The following is a 19,702-nucleotide window of genomic DNA, read 5'->3' on the forward strand; positions in this document are numbered from 1 at the left end:
GAGCGTCAGTTCTTCGGAACGCGCACGATCAGGGCGTCGCCCTGACCACCGCCACCACAGAGCGCGGCAGCACCGACGCCGCCGCCGCGACGCTTGAGCTCGAGCGCGAGGTGCAGGACCACGCGGGTACCGGACATGCCGACCGGGTGACCGAGCGCGATCGCGCCACCGTTGACGTTGACGATGTCCTCGGACAGACCGAGCTCGCGGGCCGAGGCGATCCCGACCGCGGCGAAGGCCTCGTTGAACTCGACGAGGTCGAGGTCGGCAGCCGTGATGCCTTCCTTGGCCAACGCCTTGGCCGTCGAGGCGGCCGGCTGCAGCTGCAGGCTCGAGTCCGGGCCGGCGGTCTGGCCGTGGGCGCCGATCTCGGCGAGCCACTCCAGCCCGAGCTCCTCGGCCTTGGCCTTGCTCATCACGACGACAGCGGCCGCACCGTCGGAGATCTGCGAGGCCGAACCGGCGGTGATCGTGCCTTCCTTGCTCACCGGACGCAGACCGGCGAGCGTCTCGGCGGTCGTGTCGCCGCGGACACCCTCGTCCTCGCTGATCACGACGTCGCCGCGACGCGAGGAGATGGTGACGGGAACGATCTCGTCGTCGAAGATGCCGTTCTTCTGCGCGGCAGCGGCACGCTGGTGCGACTGGGCGGCGAAAGCGTCCTGCTCCTCGCGGGTGAACTTGTCCTTCGCCGCGTTGCAGGAGTCGGTGAGGTTGATCATCGCCTGCTTGGTGAACTGGTCGAAGAGGGCGTCGTAGGCCATCGAGTCGACCAGCGTGGTGTCACCGAACTTGAAGCCCGCGCGCGAGTTGGGCAGCAGGTGCGGGGCCTGGGTCATCGACTCCATGCCGCCGGCCACGACGATCTCCGCCTCACCGGCAGTGATCAGCGCGGACGCCTGGGCGATGGAGTTGAGGCCCGAGAGGCAGACCTTGTTGATGGTGATGGTGGGAACGCTCATCGGGATACCGGCACCGACGCTCGCCAGTCGCGCCGGGTTCTGACCCGCACCGGCCAGGATGACCTGACCCATGATCACGTAGTCGACCTGCTCGCCGGCGACGCCGGACTTCTCCAGCGCACCCTTGATGGCGATCGCGCCGAGCTCAGCGGCGGAGAGCGAGGCGAGCCCGCCCTGCAGGCGACCGATCGGCGTACGGGCGCCGGCGACGATGACGTTTACGGACATGAGTGGTCCTCCTGGGACGGAACTGCGTCTGGGGTCAAGATGCGTACCGCCCGACACTACCCATCGGTACCGGTTCGCGGGAGGTGTCTCACCGCACCCGGCAGTGTCGGGGTCGTCACACCCGGTGCGGTTCGGTTGTGACCCGTTGCGGGTTGGTCGAAGATGGCGGCATGACCACTCCCCTGGACCTCCCTGAAGAGCTGTTCGTCTGCATCGACCACGTCGGCGTGGCCGTTCCCGACCTGGACGCGGCGATCGAGCTCTACACGACCAAGTTCGGCATGACCGTCGCCCACCGCGAGGTCAACGAGGAGCAGAAGGTCGAGGAGGCGATGGTCCAGATCAACTCCGTCGGCGGGGACAGCACGACGCAGCGGATCCAGCTCCTGGCCCCGCTCAACGACGAGTCGACCATCGCGAAGTTCCTGGACCGTTCCGGCCCGGGCCTGCAGCAGCTCGCCTACCGCGTCACCGACGTCGAGAAGGTTTCCGCGATCCTGCGCGAGCGCGGTCTGCGCCTGCTGTACGACGTCCCGAAGCGGGGAACCGCGAACTCCCGGATCAACTTCATCCACCCCAAGGACGCCGGCGGCGTCCTGGTCGAGCTCGTCGAGCCGGCCGCGAACGGTCACTGAGCCCGTTCTGAGACGTCCGGCACACACCGGACCGCACGACCCAACTCGCCGGTAACATACGCCGCGCAACCCACGCACCCCAGAAGATCAGGAGCACCTGACGTGCAGCACATTCTCGACGCGATCAACGCCGAGGCCTCGGCCGAGGACTTCGCGAACCTCGCCCTGCCGGAGTCCTACCGGGCCGTGACCGTCCACAAGGACGAGGTCGCCATGTTCGAGGGCCAGGAGTCCTGGGACAAGGATCCCCGCAAGTCGCTCCACCTCGACGAGGTGCCGCTGCCCGAGCTCGGCCCGGGCGAGGCGATCGTCGCCGTGATGGCGTCGGCCATCAACTACAACACCGTCTGGACCTCGATCTTCGAGCCGGTCTCCACCTTCGGGTTCCTGGAGCGCTACGGCCGCGAGTCCGAGCTGGCCAAGCGTCACGACCTGCCGTACCACATCGTCGGCTCGGACCTGTCCGGCGTCGTGCTCGCCGTCGGCGCGGGCGTGACCCGCTGGAAGGCCGGCGACCGCGTCGTCGCGCACTGCCTCTCGGTCGAGCTCGAGGCCCCCGACGGCCACAACGACACCATGCTCGACACCTCCCAGCGCATCTGGGGCTTCGAGACCAACTTCGGTGGTCTCGCCGACGTCGCCATGGTCAAGGCGAACCAGCTCATGCCCAAGCCCGAGCACCTCACCTGGGAAGAGGCTGCTTCGCCCGGCCTGGTGAACTGCACGGCGTACCGGCAGCTGGTCTCCGCCAACGGCGGCAACATGAAGCAGGGCGACAACGTGCTGATCTGGGGTGCCTCCGGCGGCCTCGGCGGCTTCGCCACCCAGTACGCCCTCAACGGTGGCGCCAACCCGATCTGCGTGGTCTCGAACGAGGAGAAGGCCCAGATCGTGCGCAACATGGGTGCGGAGATGGTGATCAACCGCTCCGAGCTCGCGCCGAAGTTCTGGAACGAGGACGGCACCAAGCAGAACCCGAAGGAGTGGCAGCGCTTCGGCAAGGCCATCCGCGAGCTCACCGGCGGCGAGGACATCGACATCGTCTTCGAGCACCCGGGCCGCGAGACCTTCGGTGCGTCGGTCTACGTCACCCGCAAGGGCGGCACCATCACCACCTGCGCCTCGACCACGGGCTACATGCACGAGTACGACAACCGCTACCTGTGGATGAACCTGAAGAAGATCATCTCCAGCCACTTCGCCAACTACCGCGAGTCGTGGGAGGCCAACCGCCTCATCGCGCAGGCCAAGATCCACCCGACCCTGTCGCGCACCTACAAGCTCGAGGACACCGGCCAGGCCGCCCTCGACGTGCACCACAACAAGCACCAGGGGAAGGTCGGCGTGCTCTGCCTCGCGCCCGAGGAGGGCATGGGCGTCAAGAACGAGGAGCTCCGCGCGCAGCACCTCGACAAGATCAACCTGTTCCGGGGTATCTGAACCACGAACAGCCGACCGGGGCCGATTCTCCCTCCGCAGAGGGCGGATCGGCCCCGTTCGCGTATCCGGATGATGAGCCGCTTGGTCTTCGGTTGAGTCATCGGCGAGGATGGGTCGCGGGGAACAGCAGGACCGCCAACTGTGAGGGAACACATGAGTGAGGACGAGAGCTTGACGATCTTCGAGGGCGACGCCGAGGGCGTTGCGGACAACGAGGCCACGACCGTGATCCCTCGGGTCGAGGCCCCGGTCGCAGACCCGCCGGCTCCCGCAGCCGCCCCGCAGCACGCGGCTGCTCCCGTCCCGGTGCCGCAGACGGGCATCCCGCGCTCCGCCAACGCTCCGCTGGTCCCGCCGAAGGCCGCCACCAGCAACGCCGCCGCCGCAGCGCTCCCGCTGGTCCGCAAGGGTGGTTACGACAAGGACGCCGTCGACCGGCACCTGCGCACCACCTCGGCCGAGAAGGCGGGGCTGATCGCCAGCCTCAACGAGTCCCAGGACAAGCTCCGCGCCCTGCACGCCGAGAACGCCCAGCTCAAGGAGCGGCTCACCGAGAACGAGACGCCGTCGTACGCCGGCCTCGGCGGTCGGGCCAGCGAGATGCTACGCCTGGCCGAGGAGCAGGCCGATGACGTGCTCACCACCGCGAACAACCAGGCGGCTGCGATCCTGGCCCAGGCCGAGCGTGACGCCGCTGCCATCCTGGCGAAGGCGGAGAGCGACGCCGACGACATCCGCGTGGTCCAGCTCGGTGAGCTCGACGACCAGCGGGTGCGGACGATGTCCGAGATCGAGGCCGAGCGCCGTCGCCTCAAGGCCGACGCCGACGACCACCTCGCCGCCGCCCAGCGCGAGGCCGACCAGCTCAGGCTCACGGCCCAGGCCGAGACCAGCGCGCTGCGCACCGCCACCGAGCGCGAGACGGAGCAGGCTCGCGCCGCTGCGGACCGCGAGGTCACCGAGGCACGCCGGGTGCTCGCCGTCGAGCGCGAGCGCCTCGCGCGCGAGTCCGCGGAGTTCCACGAGAGCGCCAAGGCCGAGACGGCTCGCATGGTCGCCGAGGCCGAGGCCCGGGCGAACGCCGCCGAGGACCGATCGCGCGAAGCGATCAACGCCGCGAACGTCCACCGCGACCAGACCAGTGCTGACGCCGAGGCGCTGATGGCCAAGGCACGCCGCGAGTCCGAGCAGCTCCTCCACGCCGCCAAGAAGCAGGCGGAGAGCCTGCTGGTGACCGGCCACGCCGAGTCCGAGCGGGCGCTGGCCGCGATCAAGGCGGAGGTCGACCGGGTCTCCAAGCGCCGCGACGCGATCGTGGCCCAGCTCGGCGCCCTCAAGGACGTCGTGTCCGGCTTCGGCAACGACGAGGACGACGCACCTGCCCAGGACCGGGCCCAGGATCGGGACGAGCACACCGAGGACTGACCTCGAACGATAGGCAGACCGCCCCGGCTCAGACGAGCTGGGGCGTTTCTGTTCCCGCTGCCACGTCACCCTCGACCAGCACAGGAACGCTCCGCTCCCCCAGCTTCACGACGACGACACCCGCGAGGACCAGCGCCGCGCCGGCGAACTGGACGGCCCCGGGCAGCTCGCGCAGCAACAGCCACGCGAAGACGAGCGCGAAGACGACCTCGAGCAGGGCGACGAACGACGCCAGCCGCGACCCGAGCCGGCGCGAGGCAGCGATCCCGGCGACGTAGGCGACAGCCGCCGACACGATGCCGAGGACCACCAGCGGCAACCAGAACGGGACCACGGCGCCGGCGTAGTCGACGTCGCGCGAGGTCGCGGAGAAGTCGAGCACGCCGAGCAGCCCGGCGACGGCCAGCGCCACCGCGCCGACGACCAGGCCTCCGGCCGCGAGGACCAGCGGGGGCAGCTCGCTCTCCCCGGCGGAGAGGATGAAGTAGACCGCGGCGCCGACCATCGCTCCGAGCGACCAGAGCACTCCGGTCGGGCTGACGTCCGCTCCCCCGACCAGGTCGAGGACGAGGACCAGGCCGGCAGCAGCGAGCACCGAGCCGGCCACGGTCAACCAACCTGGCCGCTGCCCGTGGCGAACCCACGCCCAGAGCAGGACAGCCACCGGCGCGGTGTACTCGATGAGCAGGGCCGGCCCGACCTCCATGTGCCGGACAGCGTTGAAGTACGCGAGCTGGCAGCCCGCGACCGCGACGAGCCCGTAGGCGACGACCGTGCGCCACTCCTCGCGCAGGAGCAACCAGCGACCGTCGAGCACGGACAGCGCCGGGACGAGCAGCACGAGGGCGGCCAGCGAGACCCGGACGGCGACCGCAGCCGCGGCGCTCCAGCCGGCGTCCATGAGGCCGGCCGCGAGTGCGCCCGAGGTGCCGAACGACGCAGCCGAGAGGACCGCGAAGCCCAGACCACCGATCGACCGCCTGTCATGAGTCATCTGCTCCATGACCGATGACGTTAGAGAACCTGGTGGTAATGTGTCAAAGTGATTTTCGCTCATGACACCGAGGCGTCCCTGCTGGCCGCCGTGGAGCTGGCGAACTCCGAGCTCGAGCCCGACACCCTCACGTCCGTCGACGAGCTCGAGACGTTCTACGCGCGCCACGGCTACACCGGCTCCCTGCGCCGCGACCAGGCCGAGCTCGACGAGGTCCGGGCGATCCGCTCCCCTCTGCGCCGGCTGCTGACCAGTGACCGCGACGACGCCGTCACCCTGGTGAACGAGATGCTCGCGACCGCAGGGGCGGTCCCGCAGCTGGTGCGGCACGGCGACCTGGACTGGCACATCCACGCCGTCGACGACAGCACGGCGCTCCAGACCCGGATCAACGTCGAGACCGCGATGGCGATGGTCGACGTGATCCGCGCCGACGAGATGTCACGCCTCGCGGTCTGCGCCGACGACGACTGCGGCGGCGTCGTCCTGGACCTCTCCCGCAACCGGTCGCGCAAGTTCTGCTCGACCACCTGCGGCAACCGGAACGCCGTCGCGGCGTACCGAGCCCGCCGCGCCTGACGCCGACCGGGCTCACATGTCCCACCCCAGGACGCCCACCGGGCTCACATGTCCCACCCCAGGACGCCCACCGGGCTGACATGTCCCAGACCAAGCATGACCGCCGTGACATGTGTGCCCGCTCGGCGTGCTCCGGCGTGACATGTATGCCCGCTCGGCGTGCGCTCGCGTGACATGTGTGCCCGCTCGGCGTGCTCTGGCGTGACATGTGCGCCCGCTCGGCGTGTGCTCGCGGGACATGTGTGCCCGCTCGGCGGTCCGGCTAGGCGAGGAAGCGCCGGATGATCTCGGCGAAGACCTCGGGTTGCTCGGAGTGCACCCAGTGGCCGGCATTCTTCACGATGACCCGGCGGTTGTGCGGGAACCAGCGGTCCATCGCGGGCGCGTAGTCGTCGGTGACGTACGCCGAGTTCGCGCCGCCAATCCAGACGACCGGCCCCGGGTACGGCGGCGTACCGGCCAGGCGGTCCTCCGGCCACGAGCCGATACCGGGCAGTGATCGCTTGAGCCCCTCGAGGTTCGGCTGCCAGCGCCAGGAGTCCCCGTCGCGTCGCAGGTTCTGCAGCAGGAACGAGCGCACGGTCGTGTTCGGCACTGACGGCGCGAGCGCGGCGTCGGCGTCGGAGCGCTGCGTGAAGGACGCCAGGTCCAGCCCGCAGAGCGCGTCGATGTAGCCCGAGAACTCGCTGAGCTTCTGGTAGGCCACCGGGGAGATGTCGACCACGCAGAGCCGCTCGACGAGGTCGGGGTGCCGCAGCGCGACGAGCATCGCGACCTTGCCGCCGAGCGAGTGCCCGACCAGCGCGACCGGCTCGGGGTCGCGGCGGAGCTCGGCCGCCACGGTGTCGGCCACCTCGACCATGTCGAAGCCCTCGGTCCACGCCGAACGCCCGTGGTCAGGCAGGTCGACCAGCAGGACCCGGTGGTCGGCGGCGAGAGCCTTCGCCAGGCCGGTCCAGTTGCGACCCTGCCCGAAGAGACCGTGCAGGAAGACGACGCGGCTGCCGTGCTCGCCGTACGGGGTGGTGTGCAGGGCGGAGGTCACGCGCCCAGTCTCTCAGCCCATCGCTCAGCAGAACTCGCGCAGTCCCGTCGCAGTCAGGTCACGGTCTCGCAGGACGACCGGCAGCCGGGCTCCCCACGCCTTGCAGGTGGCGTCGAAGTCGACGCGCCGGTACTCGATCACCAGCACCCGGTTGCCGTAGTGGCGCACGTAGGAGCCGCACTCCTCGTACCGGCCGCACTCCTCGGAGACAGCGAAGTCGAAGCCCACCTTGCGTCCGTTCCAGTCCGCCCAGTTCTTCTGGCCGGCAGCCAGCCCGGCCCGGTGAGCCCGCGCGACGAGCAGCCGTGCCATCGCCTTGTTCTCCTTGGCGGTGATCAGTCCACGACTGCGTGAGAACGAGTCGAGGTTGTCGAACTCGACCGCGTCGAACCCGGACCTGGCGCACCCGGCGATCCACCGACCGACGATCTTCGCGATCTTCTTGCGCTTGGCCTTGGTGCGGGTGTCCAGGAGCTTCTCACCCCAGGCCTCGTCGACGACCGGCTTCCCCTTCTTCCGCAGGATCAGCTTCGGGTGCTTCTTCCACAGCTTCTTCTCGTTCGGCTGCGTCTGGAAGCCGTTGACGTAGCAGACGTTGTACGCACCGGCGAGCGGCTTCTCGGTGCGGTCGCGCGCGACGATGCCGACACTGCCCGGGACCGACCGCGACCCGCCGAGCTGGTAGTCGACATCGGTGCCCGTCGGCAGCGGCTTCACGGCGGCGGCCGCAGGCGGGACGGCGAGCGCCAGCACCAGGAGGACGAGGAGGAGCGCCCGCTTTGTCATCATTCAGCCAGCGTACGGCGTGCCCGCACCTGCCGCCCGGGTCATCCGGGATCCCAGGGTCGCCAGCGTCTCGACGAGCTCGGCCGGCTCGCTGACCTCGAGGTCGAACCCGAGCCAGCTGAGGTGGAACGCCATCCAGTGCAGGTTGTCCCCCACCAGCTCGAGACGGGTCGTGCCGGCGTCCAGCGCCGTCAGCGTCACCTCGCGCGTGCCGAGCCGCTCGCGCAGCGCGTCCAACGGCGCTCGCACGACGATCACCGCCTCGTGACGGTGCGGGGAGGAGATCGACTCACCGACGTAGGTCACCGGGTCGGGGTGCTCGCGGAAGGGGAACTGCCACGTCGTGCCGGCGACCCCGTCCATCCGGTCGAGGCGGAAGGTGCGCCAGTCCTCGCGGTCGAGGTCCCAGGCCATCAGGTACCAGCGCCGCCCGGTCGCGACCAACCGCACCGGTTCCACCCGGCGTTCGGTCGCGGCGCCCTCCCGAGCCACGTACCCGAACGTCGCCCGGCGGCGGTCGCGACAGCACTTGGCGAGCTGGAGCAGCGCCTCGCCGTCGATCTGCTCCGCAGCGCCAGCACCGCGCCCGGCCAGCATGTCGGTGGAGGCCAGGATCGCGGTGATCTCCGAACGCAGCCGCGCAGGCAGCACCTGGTCGAGCTTGGTGAGAGCGCGCAGCGCGGCGTCGCTGGCTCCGGCGACCGTGCCGCCGGCCGCGAGCCGGAGCGAGACCGCAACGGCCACGGCCTCCTCGTCATCCAGCAGCAACGGCGGCAGCGCGCGTCCGGCGCCCAGCTGGTAGCCGCCTCCGGAGCCCTGCGCGGCGTTCACCGGATAGCCCAGTGCACGCAGCCGGTCGACGTCACGTCGGACGCTCCGCGTGGTCACCCCGAGCCGATCAGCGAGCTCAGGCCCGGTCCACACGGGACGGGACTGCAGCAGGTTCAGCAGCTGGAGCGCGCGGGCTGTGGGGTCGAGGTCGGCCATGGCTCCATCGTGCCTCAACTAGCGGACAGGATCTGTCCTATTGCTCCGAGACGATCGTTCTATCCACCCCCGAACGAAGGACATCCGATGGCAGCGAACGTCGCACCCGTGAAGAACGAGACCGAGGCCCTGGTCGGCTTCCTGGCCCAGCAGCAGGACGCCTTCCGCACGGTCCTGTTCGGCCTGACCGACGCGCAGGCGGGTCTGGCGAACACCGTCAGCACCCTCACGCTCGGCGGACTGGTCAAGCACGTGACCGAGACCCAGGAGCACTGGCTCGCGATGGCGGCCGCCGCGCCCGGGCGCCCTGCGCCGTACGCCCCGGACGCGGAGGCAGGCTACGGCGACGGCTTCCGGTACGACGCCGAGGCCGGGCTGGCTCCGCTGCTGGCCGCGTTCGACGAGACCTGCGCCCGAGTCCTCGCCGCAGTCGGCAGCCTCGACCTCGACGCCGCCGTACCGGTGCCGGACGCGCCGTGGTTCCCCCAGGACATCGGCGCCTGGTCGGTGCGCTGGGTCTGGTTCCACCTCATCGAGGAGCTCGCCCGCCACGCGGGGCACGCCGACATCATCCGAGAAGCGGTCGACGGCGCCACGATGTACGAGCTCGTGGCCGGCCGCGAGGGCTGGCCGGAGACCGAGTGGCTCAAGCCGTGGAAGCCCGCAGAGCCCCTGGCCGGATAAGTGCCCGGGTAGTCGGGACGCGCAGCCCTACCGGTCGGGACGCCGGGCGCACCAACCTCGGTCAGGTCAACCACCTGATCGAAAGGAAACCCGCCATGTCCACGGCGACCACCACCCCCACCCGGGCTGACGCCCGCACCTCCATCCCGAGCCGCCGCTGGGCCCATGCCGGGATCCTCGCCGGTGCGGCCGGCGTCGCTGCGATCGTCGCGTCGCTCGGCGTCTCGGCCGTGTACGACGAGAAGACCGCCGGCAACGCCGAGAAGATCGTCGAGTCCCTCAAGGACTCCACCCCCAACCTGCTCGTGTTCCACACGCTCACGATGATCGCCACCGTGACGCTGCTCGTCTTCGCCGCCGGCCTGCGCCGTCGCCTGGCCGGCCAGGTCCAGGCCGGCAGCATCCTTCCCGACGTCGCGGCCTTCGGCCTGCTGCTGGCCTCGGTGGCCGGCCTGATGGGCTCCGCCCTGGACACCGAGTTCATCTTCGGCGTCAACGCCTCGAGCGACCAGCCGCAGCTGGTCCCCGAGACCGCGGCAATGTTCGGCCACTGGGTCGGCACCGTCCCGTGGCTGTGGGTCGGCGCCGGGTTGACCGGCGTGGCCGTGGCCGTCGCTGCCTTGAAGCAGGCCGCGGCGCCGCGCTGGATCGGCTGGGTCAGCGCGGTCCTGGGTGGCCTGACCCTGCTGGTCGGCATGTCCCCGCTGCAGTACATGGCCGGGTTCACCGGCCCGCTGCTGGTGCTGGTCATCTCGCTCGGCTTCGCCTTCGGCGACCGCGACGAGCTGTCCTGAACTCGGCAGTGACGAATCCGGGGGCGAGGACCGTGATCCAGAACTACGCTGCGGCCACGATGGCCTCGACACCTCCCTCCCCCGGACTGCCCCGGGTGGCGACCGCGATCGCGGTTGCCGCCTGGGGCATCGCCCTGCTCGCCGTCGGTTTCGTCACGGTCTCCCGGCCACCGGTCGATACCGATTTCTGGTTCTTCGCGGTCGACGCGATGGTCGCCGTCGTCTACGGAACCGCAGGAGCGGTGACCCTCTCGCGGCGGGTCCACCCGGTTCCGCTGATCCTTGCGGTCACGGCGGTCGGCGGCGGACTGGCCTCGCTGGGCTACGCGTGGAAGGTGCTGGAGCTGAAGTACGGCGGTCTCCCCGAGCTCGCCGGCGTGCTCAAGCTGAGCAACACCGCATGGGTGCCCGGTACCTTGGCGCTCTTCCTGGTCATTCCCTGGCTGATCCGCGACCACCGTCTCGGTCTCGAGTGGATCGGCGTGCTCGGCGGCTCGGCGATCGCGCTGTACATGACGTGGGAGCGGATCTTCCTGGACGGGCGTGACGACCACCTGATGTTTCAGCTGACCGTGGTCTACGGCATCGTCACCGCTCTCGTCGTCGCGGCACGTTGGGTGGCCGGGCCTGTGGAGGAACGTCGGGGGCTCGGGTGGCTGACACTCGGAACCCTGGTCATGGCGTTGTCCTTCGTCCCCCTGGTCCTTGCGGTGGGCGCCGAGTACGACGCGGTGAAGAAGATCGTCACGGTCGACGTGCTCGGGCTCACCCTGAATTTCGAGCACGTCATCAACGGGACGCCGGCCCTGCACCTGGCCGCCCAGGCCCTCTTCCCCGCTGCGATCCTGGTCGCGGTCCTGCGCGGCCGAATGTGGGGGCTCGACCTGGCCATCAGTCGCACCACGTTGGCCGGGCTGCTGACCCTGGTTCTGGTGATCCTCTACCTGCTGGTCTCCCTGCTCGTCGAGAAGATCATCCCGGGCGAGGGTTTCGCCCACCTGGTCGCCGCCGGCACGGTCGCCGTCGCGGTCCAGCCCGCACGCCTCTGGTTCTCCGTCCGCGTCAACAAGCTCGTGTACGGCGACGCCGCCACCGACCCCGCCCACCTGGTCCGCACCCTCGGCAGCCGCCTCGGCGTGGTCGCCGACACCGACGAGCTCTTCGCCGGCCTGGCCCGTGACCTCGGCCGGTCGATGCGGCTGGAGTCGGTGGCCGTCCGCGCGCCCGGCGTCGACGTGCGCTGGGGCCGACCGACCTCCGAGCCGACCTCCCTCCCGCTGCGGCACCAGGGCGAACAGGTCGGCACCGTCGAGGTGACCGCACCTGCCGGGGAGTCCCTCGGCGAGCGCGGTGCCCAGCTGGTCAGCGACTTCGGCTCGGTGGCCGCGGCGGCGCTCGCGGTGCGACAGCAGGCCGCCGAGGTCGAGGACGCCCGGGCCCGTCTGACCCGAGCACGCCTGGAGGAGCGGCGGGTCATCCGCCGGGAGATCCACGACGGCCTCGGCCCCTCCCTGGCCGGGCTCCGGTTGGGACTCCAAGGGGCGCGCAACCTGCTCGGGCGGGACGATGCCGCTGCCGCGAAGATCCTCGAACAGCTGCAGGCCGACCTCGACCAGCGGGTCGACGAGGTCCGAACCCTGTCGCACAGCCTGCTGCCCCCCGTCATCGACGAGCTCGGGCTCGCGCCGGCTCTTCAGGAGCTGGCTGCCCGCCACGCCGACACCGGTCTGACCGTGCAGGCCCGCGCCGACCTGCCGGCGGGCCTGCCCACGCCGATCGCTGCGGCGGCGTACGCCATCGCGAGCGAGGCGCTGATCAACACCGCCCGCCACAGCGGCGCCGAGAACGCCGGCGTCGATGCGCGCGTCGAGGCCGACCGGCTGGTGGTGACCGTTCAGGACGACGGCAGCGGCGTGGCAGCAGACGCCGTGGCCGGGGTCGGCACCCGTTCGATGAGCGAACGTGCCGAGGAGCTCGGCGGCTCGGTCACGACCGAGGCCCGCCCCGGCGGCGGTACGGTGGTCCGCGCCGAGCTGCCCCTGGAGGTCGACCGTGTCTGAGGCAAGCACCCCGATCCGAGTCGTCGTGGTCGACGACCACCCGGTGTTCCGGCTCGGGATGGGCGCACTGCTCGCCTCGCTCGACGGGGTCGAGGTCGTCGGCGACGCCGAGGACGCGGCGGCGGCCCACGAGCTGATCGCAGCGCAGCAGCCCGACGTCGTCCTCATGGACCTGCACCTCGGCGAGGACTCCGGCATCGAGGCGACCCGCGCGGTCGCCCGGACCCACCCCGACGTCGCGGTCCTCGTGATCACGATGCAGGAGGACGACGAGTCGGTGGTCGCCTCCATCCGCGCCGGCGCCAGCGGCTACCTGCTCAAGGGAGCCTCTCCCGACGAGGTCGAGCGCGCGGTGCGTGCGGTCGCCAACGGCGAGATGATCCTCGGCCCCAAGGTGGCCGCCCGCGCGATGGCGACCGTCACGTCCGGGCGGACCGCCGTCCGGGTGCCGTTCCCCGAGCTCACCGACCGCGAGCGCGAGGTGCTCGACCTGGTCGCCCGCGGCTTCGACAACACCACGATCTCGCGGCGGCTGGTGCTCAGCCCGAAGACGGTTCGCAACCACGTCGCCAACGTGCTCAACAAGATCGGAGCGTCCGACCGCTCAGCGGCGATCGTCGCAGCCCGCGAGGGCGGGCTGGGAATCGACTAGACGCGACGGAGCCGCCGACCCGAAAGTCGACGGCTCCGTGGTGAGCGCATCCCCGCGCCGGGAGGGGCCGGGGAGGTCTGGTTCAGCTGTAGTCGTGGAACCCACGCTTGGTCTTGCGACCGAGGTGACCGTCGGCGACGACCTTCTCCAGGGTGGCGGCCGGCGCGAAGCCGGGCTCCTTGAACTCGGCGTACAGCTCCTTCTGGATCGCCAGCGACACGTCGTTGCCGACGACGTCGAGCAGCTGGAACGGACCCATCGGGAACCCCGCCTCGGCCTTGATCGCGTCGTTGATGACGTCGAGCTCGACACCGGTCTCCGAGAGCAGCACCGCGTCGTTGAGGTACGGGAACAGCAGGCAGTTCACGATGAAGCCGGAGCGGTCGGCGCACGACACCGCCACCTTGCCGACCTTGGCGCACAGCGCCAGCGTGGTCTCGTTGACCTCGGCCGAGGTCGACGGGCCGGTGACGACCTCGACGAGCTTCATCACGGTGGCCGGGTTGAAGAAGTGCATGCCGATGACCGACTCCGGACGAGAGGTGGCGTCGGCCAGCTGGGTGATCGGGAGCGACGAGGTGGTCGTCGCCAGGATCGCGCCCTGCTTGATGATCCGGTCGAAGTCGCGGAACAGCTCGAGCTTGAGGTCGAGGTCCTCGGCGATCGCCTCGACGACGATGTCGACGTCGGCCAGCGCCTCGCGCGAGGTCGCACCGGTCAGGCGACCCAGAACGGCGGCCTTGGTCTCCTCGTCGGACTTGCCGCGCTCGATCAGCTTGTCGAGGCCCTTGGTGATGCCGGCGGTGACGCCCGCGATCTTGTCCTCGCCGCGACCGACGAACACGACGTCGTAGCCGGCCTGGGCGAAGACCTGGACGATGCCCGAAGCCATCGTGCCGGTGCCGACGACGCCGACCTTGGCGATCTCGTGCTTGAGCTGCGGCTGGTCGTCGGCCGACGGGGTCTCGTCGTCCGCGACGACCGCGTCGCCCTCGTAGGTGTAGAAGCCACGGCCCGCGGCCTTACCGGTCCGACCCTCGGCGACGAGCTTCTCCAGCAGGTCGGCGGGCTTGTGCAGGTTGTCGCCGGTCTCGGCGTACCGGGCCGCGAGGCCGTCGCGGACGACGTCGAGACCGATCTCGTCGAGCGTGGTCAGCGGGCCGCGCGGGTAGCCGCAACCGAAGCGCATCGCGTTGTCGATGTCACCACGCGAGGCGTAGGACTGCTCGAACATGCGGACCGCGTGGTTGAGGTACGGGAGCACCAGCGTGTCGTGGATCTGGGTGGCTGAGGTGTCAGTCATGGCGGCGATCTTGCCACGCAACCTACTCGCGAGTAAGGGTTCTCCCACCCTTCGATATGCCAGACCGGTCACATCAGCTGCCGAAGACGTGCTCCCCCGCAGCGACGCGGGCCCGGATGTGGGCGATCGAACGGGTGAACGGCCAGGCGCGACGCGACGCCGGCAGCCGTCGTACGACGGCTCCGACGACCTTGTTGAACCGCACGAACCTGCGCTGCTGGGCCGGCGTCCAGATCAGCCCGAGCTTCGGCCGCAGCTCGGCGGGCAGGTAGCCGGTGACCAGCCAGGTGCGCAGCCGCAGCACCGGCGCCGGGATCCGGCGCCCCAGGTACTCCAGCCGGATCACCCGGTGCAGGTACTCCCCCACGTTCGCATCGATCTCGGCCGCGGCCAGGCCCTCGCGCCAGTAGACCTCGAAGGCGTCCCGGTCGACCGGCCACAGCGCGAGCGGCATCTGCAACATGCCGCCGAAGATCGCGCCCTGGCGGTAGAACTCCTCGCGCTCGGCGCCCGTCAGCGGCCCGTAGGTGTACTCGCGCGCCTCCTCGAAACCCCGGTAGATGCAGGCGCCGACCCAACGCTGCAGCTCGGGGTCGAAAGCCCCCGGTACCCGGGCGTGGGAGCCGTTGACCGCGTTCCGGTACGCCGCCCGCTCCTCGGGCGTCCCCAGCACCGCGCGACAGCGAGCAGACCCACGGTTGTGCGCTGCCGGCGACGCGGGTTGCCGAACAGGCTGCCCTCGGTCACCGCGCTGTCCTTCACGCCGTACCCGATCTCCGGCCGGCTGAGCTGCATGACCACGTTCGCCGTCCCGGACAGCGCGGTGAAGATCGACGCCCCCTGCGCGAGCAGCGAGGTGTCGAGGTGGTCCAGATCACCGACGGCCATGGCGTGAGGTTACTGGTCCGCTGTGAGCACAATGAGGGCTTCGTGGACCTGAAGAAGCCGGGTCCCTCCCCTCCCAGGAGCACGAATGACCGTCTCGGAACCTCCCCGCCCCGAACGCGGACGCACGGCGGACGAGCGTCCCCGCGACGTCAGCGCCGCCCAGCTCGCGGTCGAGGCGGACCCGACCTGGACCGGGAAGATCCTGGCGCTGGCGCACCCGCGCTTCTGGTTCTCGATGGCCGAGGGTTACCCCGTCGGCCTCAAGCAGTTCCTGCAGCTCGGGCTGCTCTTCACCTACCCGGCCTGGCTCTTCGTCGTCGTGCTCTACGGACCGCTCTGGGTGATCGGCAAGATCTTCGAGGGCATCCTCTACGTGCTGTTCTGGCCGGTGCGCGCGATGCACAAGAAGAACAACCCCGAGGAGTACGCCGCCTTCCAGGCCGAGCAGAAGGCCAAGAAGGAGGCCCGCAAGGCCGCGAACGCGGCGTACCGGGCGAACCGGAGGGCGAAGAAGTCCTGATGGGACTCTTCAGCCGCAAGGCCCGGGCCGGCCTCGACCTCAGTCCGGCCGGGCCGTACCGGGCCACCGACACGGTCACCGCGACCGTCACGATCCCCGAGGCGCTGGACGGCGTCACCGCGGCCACGGTGGAGCTGGGCTACCTCAACGGCTTCCGCTACGTCTGGGCCGGTCGGGCCGAGTCCGCGATGACCGGTGCGAGCGAGACCGCCTTCGTCCTGGGCGTCACCGACACCAACCCGGGCAACTCCAAGGACAGCGAGGAGTGGGTGCACGTCCTCGACGTGCCGCTCACCGTGGCGGGCGGCGTGCTGGGCAGCGGCACCCACGCCGTCCCCCTGCGACTGCCGTCGTGGTCGCCGGGCTCCTCGGAGTTCGTGGTCCGCTGGCAGGCGCGCCTGCGGGTGGAGCGCTCCGGCCGCGACGTCGAGGTGGAGGTGCCGCTGCAGGTGCTGTCCGCCGCTCCCGACCCGGTGCCCGCCCCCGAGGACATGGAGCTCGTCCAGGGCGAGCGGTCCTTCACCAACAGCGTGCTGTTCGACGTCACCACCGACCGGTCGGCGTACCGGGCCGGCGAGACGATCCACGGCACCATCGGACTGACGGCGCGCGAGCCGATCACCCGGACCGCCCTGGTCGCCGCGTGGTTCCGCAAGGTGCAGACCTCGCACCCGCTGGACAAGCAGCCCCCGCTGCAGCCGAACGAGTCGTTCACCCCGCGACCGATGATTTCCATCGCCCGGGACGTGATGCTGGTCCAGGGCCAGCGGGTCGAGTTCCCGTTCCTGCTGCCGATCCCGGCAGACGTGGACCCCACGAGCGAGGCGGTGCACGCCTCGCTCGACTGGGAGATCCAGTTCAAGGTCGAGTTCTCCGGGATGACCGGTGCGATCGAGCGGGCGCAGAAGAAGGTCATCTTCTACACAGGCTGAGATCTGTCGGGTTCAATCGGCTCATGAGTCCCGTCGACGCAGATCTGCGCGCCCGTCGCGAAGCCGTGATCATCGAGCACATGGAGTCGGAGAACGTCCACGACTACGACACCACCATGGGAACGTTCTCGCACCCTCGCTACGAGATCGTGCCGACCGGGGACGTCTTCGACGGGACCGAGCGGGTGCTGGAGTACTTCGCCGAGTCCCGCACCGCGTTCCCCGACCAGCGCAACGAGCTGATCGCCCTGCACCACGCCGAGGACTCGATCGTCGTCGAGTTCAAGCTGCTCGGCACCCACCTCGGTCCGTTCCGGGGACTGCCCGCGACCGGCAGGTCGTTCGAGGTGCAGTGCATCGCGGTGTTCCAGTTCGACGACGACACCGGGATCGTCTGCGAGCGCCCCTACTTCGACTCCGCCACGATCCTGCGCCAGCTCGGGATCGCCCACGACCCGCTGACCCTCAAGGGCCGGCTCGCCACGCTGGCCAACCACCCGGTCACGATCGGGACTGCCGTGGCGAAGGATCTCGTGCGTCGGGTCCGGCGCCGCTGACGGGATCAGTTAGGTTCTCCTGCGTGAGACTCGTCGTTGCGCGCTGCCAGGTCGACTACGCCGGACGGCTGTCCGCGCACCTCCCGATGGCCACCCGGGTCCTCATGCTCAAGTCGGACGGCTCCGTGCTGGTGCACTCCGACGGTGGCTCCTACAAGCCGCTGAACTGGATGAGCCCGCCCTGCACGGTCCGCGAGGGCACCACCGAGGACGGCCAGGTCGAGTGGGTCGTCACCGCGAAGGCCGCCAAGGGCGCGACCCCGGACACCCTGCGGATCCTGGTCGAGGAGATCCTGCACGACACCTCCCACGAGCTCGGCGTGGACCCCGGCCTGCAGAAGGACGGCGTGGAGAAGCACCTCCAGGAGCTCCTCGCCGACCACCCCGCGACGCTGTCCGAGGGCCTCACCCTCGTACGCCGCGAGTTCCCGACCGCGATCGGCCCGGTGGACCTGATGTGCCGCGACGCCGGCGGACTCTCGGTCGCCGTGGAGATCAAGCGCCGCGGGGACATCGACGGTGTGGAGCAGCTCACCCGCTACCTCGAGCTCCTCAACCGCGACCCGCTGCTGACCGGCAAGGGCGCGGTCCGCGGCATCTTCGCCGCCCAGGAGATCAAGCCCCAGGCGCGCGTGCTCGCCGAGGATCGCGGCATCACCTGTGCCGTCGTGGACTACGACGCGTTGCGCGGGCTGGACGACCCCACCGAGCGGCTGTTCTGATCAGCCAGCCTCGACCGCGGCCCTCCGCAGCGGGATCACCGGCGCCTCGACCGGCACCGCGAGCGGGATGCTGATCTGGAACGTGGTGCCCTGCTTGTCGGTCTTCACGACGCTGATCGTGCCGCGGTGCGCCTCGACGATGGCGAGTGCGATGGTCAGTCCGAGGCCTGCGCCGGGGACCTGCTGGGCGATCGCCGAACCCGCGCGGTAGAGCCGCTCGAAGATCCTGCTGGGCTCTGCGTCGCCGATACCCGTGCCCGAGTCGGCGACCTCGATCTCGGCGTTCTGTCCGTGGACCCGCAGGCGCACCCGCACCGAGCCGCCGGACGGCGTGAACTTCAGCGCGTTGGAAAGCAGGTTGTCGATCGCCTGCCCGATCCGGTCCCTGTCGCCCTCCACCTGCAGCGGGAAACCGGGGATCTCCAGGCTGAGGTCGATGTCGACGTCCTCGGCGCGAGGGCGGGCGGCCTCGACGGCGTCCCGGACGACCGGCTCGAGGTCGATCGTCGCCGTCCGGATCGTCAGGCCGCTCTCCTCGATGGCGACGAGGGTGAGCAGGTCGTCCACGAGACGGAGCTCGCGTTCGGCGCTGCGGGTGATGACCTGGAGGAACCGCTTGCCCTGGGGACTGAGCTGTTCGAGGTCGGCCATCAGCTCGGAGTACCCGAGCATCGAGGTCAGCGGGGTGCGCAGCTCGTGCGACACGGTCGCGAAGAACTCGTCCTTGATCCGGTCAGACTCGGCCTGCATCTGGCGGCGCTCGCTGATGTCGCGGACGGCGGCCGAGACCAGAAGACCCTCCTCGGTCTCGAGCGGAGCGAGCGAGATCTCCACCGGGAACTCCGATCCGTCCTTGCGCCGCGCGTACAGGTCGCCGGCCAGACCCATCGGACGCGTCCGCGGCCCGGCGACGTACCCCTGGCGGAACCCGGCGTGCATGCCCGCGAAACGCTCGGGGACCAGGATCTCGACGGACTGCCCGATCAGCTCCTCGCGCTCGTACCCGAACCGGGACTCGACCTGGGCGTTGACCAGCACGATCGTTCCGGTCTGGTCGACGATGACCATCGCGTCCGGCGCAGCCTCGAGCAGCCCGCGGAAGAGACGCTCCTCACGACGCTTGCTCGTCACGTCGCGAACGGCGGCGGAGATCAGCAGCTCGTCGCCGGCCTGCAGCGGCGCCAGCGAGATCTCGACGGGGAACTCGGAGCCGTTCTTGCGGCGGGCACGCAGGTCCAGACCCGAGCCCATCGACCGAACGTGCGGCTCTCCGACGTAGTCGGTGCGGTGCCGGCGGTGCACCTCGTGCAGGTCCACCGGGACCAGGATCTCCACCGGCCGGCCGAGGAGCTCACCGCGCTCGTAGCCGAAGACGCGCTCGGTCTGGGCGTTCACGAGCACGATCGTGCCCGTGTGGTCGATGACGACCATCGCGTCCGGGGCAGCCTCCAGCAGGCCGCCCATGTCGGACGGCGTGCTCCTACCCCCCGTTTCCGTGCTCATCAGGCT

General features: G+C 70.2%; 21 protein-coding genes. 13 read left to right on the forward strand and 8 right to left on the reverse strand.

Annotation, left to right across the window (positions count from 1 at the left end):
- Positions 1-5: 5 nt before the first annotated feature.
- The gene (locus tag ABIE44_RS03200) at positions 6-1,190 is read right to left on the reverse strand and encodes an acetyl-CoA C-acetyltransferase (RefSeq protein ID WP_209722254.1); all 1,185 of its coding nucleotides are present in this window, start codon (positions 1,188-1,190) and stop codon (positions 6-8) included.
- 170 nt (positions 1,191-1,360) lie between these two features.
- On the opposite strand from ABIE44_RS03200, the gene mce reads away from it, so the two are divergent.
- From mce to ABIE44_RS03215, 3 genes are all read left to right on the forward strand, one after another.
- Positions 1,361-1,825 (forward strand): methylmalonyl-CoA epimerase, encoded by a 465-nt coding sequence (gene mce / locus ABIE44_RS03205; protein WP_209722251.1) that lies wholly within the window; start codon positions 1,361-1,363, stop codon positions 1,823-1,825.
- A gap of 102 nt (positions 1,826-1,927) precedes the next feature.
- Positions 1,928-3,265: a crotonyl-CoA carboxylase/reductase gene (gene ccrA, locus ABIE44_RS03210; protein WP_209722247.1), complete on the forward strand. Its 1,338-nt coding sequence runs from the start codon at positions 1,928-1,930 to the stop codon at positions 3,263-3,265.
- Positions 3,266-3,436: 171 nt separating this feature from the next.
- Positions 3,437-4,690, forward strand: coding sequence for a hypothetical protein (locus ABIE44_RS03215; protein WP_209722243.1), 1,254 nt, complete (start codon positions 3,437-3,439; stop codon positions 4,688-4,690).
- 28 nt (positions 4,691-4,718) lie between these two features.
- On the opposite strand, the gene ABIE44_RS03220 is transcribed toward ABIE44_RS03215, so the two are convergent.
- Positions 4,719-5,693, reverse strand: a complete 975-nt coding sequence (locus tag ABIE44_RS03220; RefSeq protein ID WP_354437805.1) for an EamA family transporter — start codon at positions 5,691-5,693, stop codon at positions 4,719-4,721.
- Between the two features lie 39 nt (positions 5,694-5,732).
- Here ABIE44_RS03220 and ABIE44_RS03225 point away from each other — a divergent pair, with 39 nt between their 5' ends.
- Positions 5,733-6,263 (forward strand): CGNR zinc finger domain-containing protein, encoded by a 531-nt coding sequence (locus ABIE44_RS03225; RefSeq protein WP_209722240.1) that lies wholly within the window; start codon positions 5,733-5,735, stop codon positions 6,261-6,263.
- Positions 6,264-6,525: 262 nt separating this feature from the next.
- Here the strand turns inward: ABIE44_RS03225 and ABIE44_RS03230 are convergent, their stop codons facing one another.
- The 3 genes from ABIE44_RS03230 to ABIE44_RS03240 are packed head-to-tail and all read right to left on the reverse strand — an operon-like array spanning position 6,526 to position 9,081.
- Positions 6,526-7,308 carry an alpha/beta fold hydrolase gene (locus ABIE44_RS03230; RefSeq protein ID WP_209722237.1) on the reverse strand — a complete coding sequence of 261 codons (783 nt, stop codon included), beginning with the start codon at positions 7,306-7,308 and terminating at the stop codon, positions 6,526-6,528.
- A 24-nt stretch (positions 7,309-7,332) separates the two neighbouring features.
- A complete protein-coding gene (locus tag ABIE44_RS03235; protein WP_209722234.1) occupies positions 7,333-8,097 on the reverse strand; it encodes an endo alpha-1,4 polygalactosaminidase in 765 nt (254 codons plus the stop codon).
- Complete coding sequence (locus tag ABIE44_RS03240; protein ID WP_209722232.1) at positions 8,098-9,081, reverse strand: helix-turn-helix transcriptional regulator; 984 nt, start codon at positions 9,079-9,081, stop codon at positions 8,098-8,100. It lies immediately after the preceding gene.
- 87 nt (positions 9,082-9,168) lie between these two features.
- Between ABIE44_RS03240 and ABIE44_RS03245 the strand changes: the two genes are divergently transcribed.
- The 4 genes from ABIE44_RS03245 (at position 9,169) to ABIE44_RS03260 (ending at position 13,271) form a co-directional block, all read left to right on the forward strand.
- Entirely contained in the window at positions 9,169-9,765 is a 597-nt protein-coding gene (locus ABIE44_RS03245; protein ID WP_209722228.1) for a DinB family protein, read from the forward strand.
- A 95-nt stretch (positions 9,766-9,860) separates the two neighbouring features.
- Positions 9,861-10,559: a hypothetical protein gene (locus ABIE44_RS03250; protein WP_209722225.1), complete on the forward strand. Its 699-nt coding sequence runs from the start codon at positions 9,861-9,863 to the stop codon at positions 10,557-10,559.
- Between the two features lie 32 nt (positions 10,560-10,591).
- Positions 10,592-12,619, forward strand: a complete 2,028-nt coding sequence (locus tag ABIE44_RS03255; RefSeq protein ID WP_209722222.1) for a sensor histidine kinase — start codon at positions 10,592-10,594, stop codon at positions 12,617-12,619.
- Positions 12,612-13,271: a response regulator transcription factor gene (locus ABIE44_RS03260; RefSeq protein ID WP_354437806.1), complete on the forward strand. Its 660-nt coding sequence runs from the start codon at positions 12,612-12,614 to the stop codon at positions 13,269-13,271. Before ABIE44_RS03255 ends, ABIE44_RS03260 begins: the two co-directional genes overlap by 8 nt.
- Positions 13,272-13,353: 82 nt before the next feature.
- On the opposite strand, the gene ABIE44_RS03265 is transcribed toward ABIE44_RS03260, so the two are convergent.
- Together ABIE44_RS03265 and ABIE44_RS03270 are read right to left on the reverse strand one after the other, a co-directional pair.
- On the reverse strand, positions 13,354-14,574 hold the full coding sequence (locus ABIE44_RS03265) for a 3-hydroxyacyl-CoA dehydrogenase family protein (RefSeq protein WP_209722220.1): 1,221 nt from the start codon (positions 14,572-14,574) through the stop codon (positions 13,354-13,356).
- A 73-nt stretch (positions 14,575-14,647) separates the two neighbouring features.
- Positions 14,648-15,247, reverse strand: coding sequence for an oxygenase MpaB family protein (locus tag ABIE44_RS03270; RefSeq protein WP_354437807.1), 600 nt, complete (start codon positions 15,245-15,247; stop codon positions 14,648-14,650).
- Positions 15,248-15,295: 48 nt separating this feature from the next.
- Here ABIE44_RS03270 and ABIE44_RS03275 point away from each other — a divergent pair, with 48 nt between their 5' ends.
- The 5 genes from ABIE44_RS03275 (at position 15,296) to nucS (ending at position 18,193) form a co-directional block, all read left to right on the forward strand.
- Complete coding sequence (locus ABIE44_RS03275; RefSeq protein WP_354437808.1) at positions 15,296-15,469, forward strand: hypothetical protein; 174 nt, start codon at positions 15,296-15,298, stop codon at positions 15,467-15,469.
- 78 nt (positions 15,470-15,547) lie between these two features.
- Entirely contained in the window at positions 15,548-15,982 is a 435-nt protein-coding gene (locus ABIE44_RS03280; RefSeq protein ID WP_209722215.1) for a hypothetical protein, read from the forward strand.
- The gene (locus ABIE44_RS03285) at positions 15,982-16,914 is read left to right on the forward strand and encodes a hypothetical protein (RefSeq protein ID WP_209722212.1); all 933 of its coding nucleotides are present in this window, start codon (positions 15,982-15,984) and stop codon (positions 16,912-16,914) included. Before ABIE44_RS03280 ends, ABIE44_RS03285 begins: the two co-directional genes overlap by 1 nt.
- Before the next feature lie 23 nt (positions 16,915-16,937).
- Positions 16,938-17,471: an ester cyclase gene (locus tag ABIE44_RS03290; protein WP_209722209.1), complete on the forward strand. Its 534-nt coding sequence runs from the start codon at positions 16,938-16,940 to the stop codon at positions 17,469-17,471.
- Positions 17,472-17,494: 23 nt separating this feature from the next.
- Positions 17,495-18,193, forward strand: coding sequence for an endonuclease NucS (gene nucS, locus ABIE44_RS03295; protein ID WP_209722206.1), 699 nt, complete (start codon positions 17,495-17,497; stop codon positions 18,191-18,193).
- Here nucS and ABIE44_RS03300 read toward each other — a convergent pair whose 3' ends face one another.
- The gene (locus ABIE44_RS03300) at positions 18,194-19,696 is read right to left on the reverse strand and encodes a PAS domain S-box protein (RefSeq protein ID WP_209722203.1); all 1,503 of its coding nucleotides are present in this window, start codon (positions 19,694-19,696) and stop codon (positions 18,194-18,196) included.
- Between the last annotated feature and the right edge of the window lie 6 nt (positions 19,697-19,702).

This window comes from Marmoricola sp. OAE513, assembly GCF_040546585.1.
Lineage (GTDB): Bacteria > Actinomycetota > Actinomycetes > Propionibacteriales > Nocardioidaceae > Marmoricola.

What these genes read in the sequence shown, in the direction of transcription:
- ABIE44_RS03290 (WP_209722209.1), top strand. Translation starts at nt 16,938, where the DNA reads ATGAGTCCCGTCGACGCAGATCTGCGCGCCCGTCGCGAAGCCGTGATC.
- mce (WP_209722251.1), top strand. Translation starts at nt 1,361, where the DNA reads ATGACCACTCCCCTGGACCTCCCTGAAGAGCTGTTCGTCTGCATCGAC.
- ABIE44_RS03250 (WP_209722225.1), top strand. Translation starts at nt 9,861, where the DNA reads ATGTCCACGGCGACCACCACCCCCACCCGGGCTGACGCCCGCACCTCC.
- ABIE44_RS03285 (WP_209722212.1), top strand. Translation starts at nt 15,982, where the DNA reads ATGGGACTCTTCAGCCGCAAGGCCCGGGCCGGCCTCGACCTCAGTCCG.
- ABIE44_RS03220 (WP_354437805.1), bottom strand. Translation starts at nt 5,693, where the DNA reads ATGGAGCAGATGACTCATGACAGGCGGTCGATCGGTGGTCTGGGCTTC.
- ABIE44_RS03200 (WP_209722254.1), bottom strand. Translation starts at nt 1,190, where the DNA reads ATGTCCGTAAACGTCATCGTCGCCGGCGCCCGTACGCCGATCGGTCGC.
- ABIE44_RS03280 (WP_209722215.1), top strand. Translation starts at nt 15,548, where the DNA reads ATGACCGTCTCGGAACCTCCCCGCCCCGAACGCGGACGCACGGCGGAC.
- ABIE44_RS03235 (WP_209722234.1), bottom strand. Translation starts at nt 8,097, where the DNA reads ATGATGACAAAGCGGGCGCTCCTCCTCGTCCTCCTGGTGCTGGCGCTC.
- ABIE44_RS03300 (WP_209722203.1), bottom strand. Translation starts at nt 19,696, where the DNA reads ATGAGCACGGAAACGGGGGGTAGGAGCACGCCGTCCGACATGGGCGGC.
- ABIE44_RS03240 (WP_209722232.1), bottom strand. Translation starts at nt 9,081, where the DNA reads ATGGCCGACCTCGACCCCACAGCCCGCGCGCTCCAGCTGCTGAACCTG.
- ABIE44_RS03265 (WP_209722220.1), bottom strand. Translation starts at nt 14,574, where the DNA reads ATGACTGACACCTCAGCCACCCAGATCCACGACACGCTGGTGCTCCCG.
- ABIE44_RS03245 (WP_209722228.1), top strand. Translation starts at nt 9,169, where the DNA reads ATGGCAGCGAACGTCGCACCCGTGAAGAACGAGACCGAGGCCCTGGTC.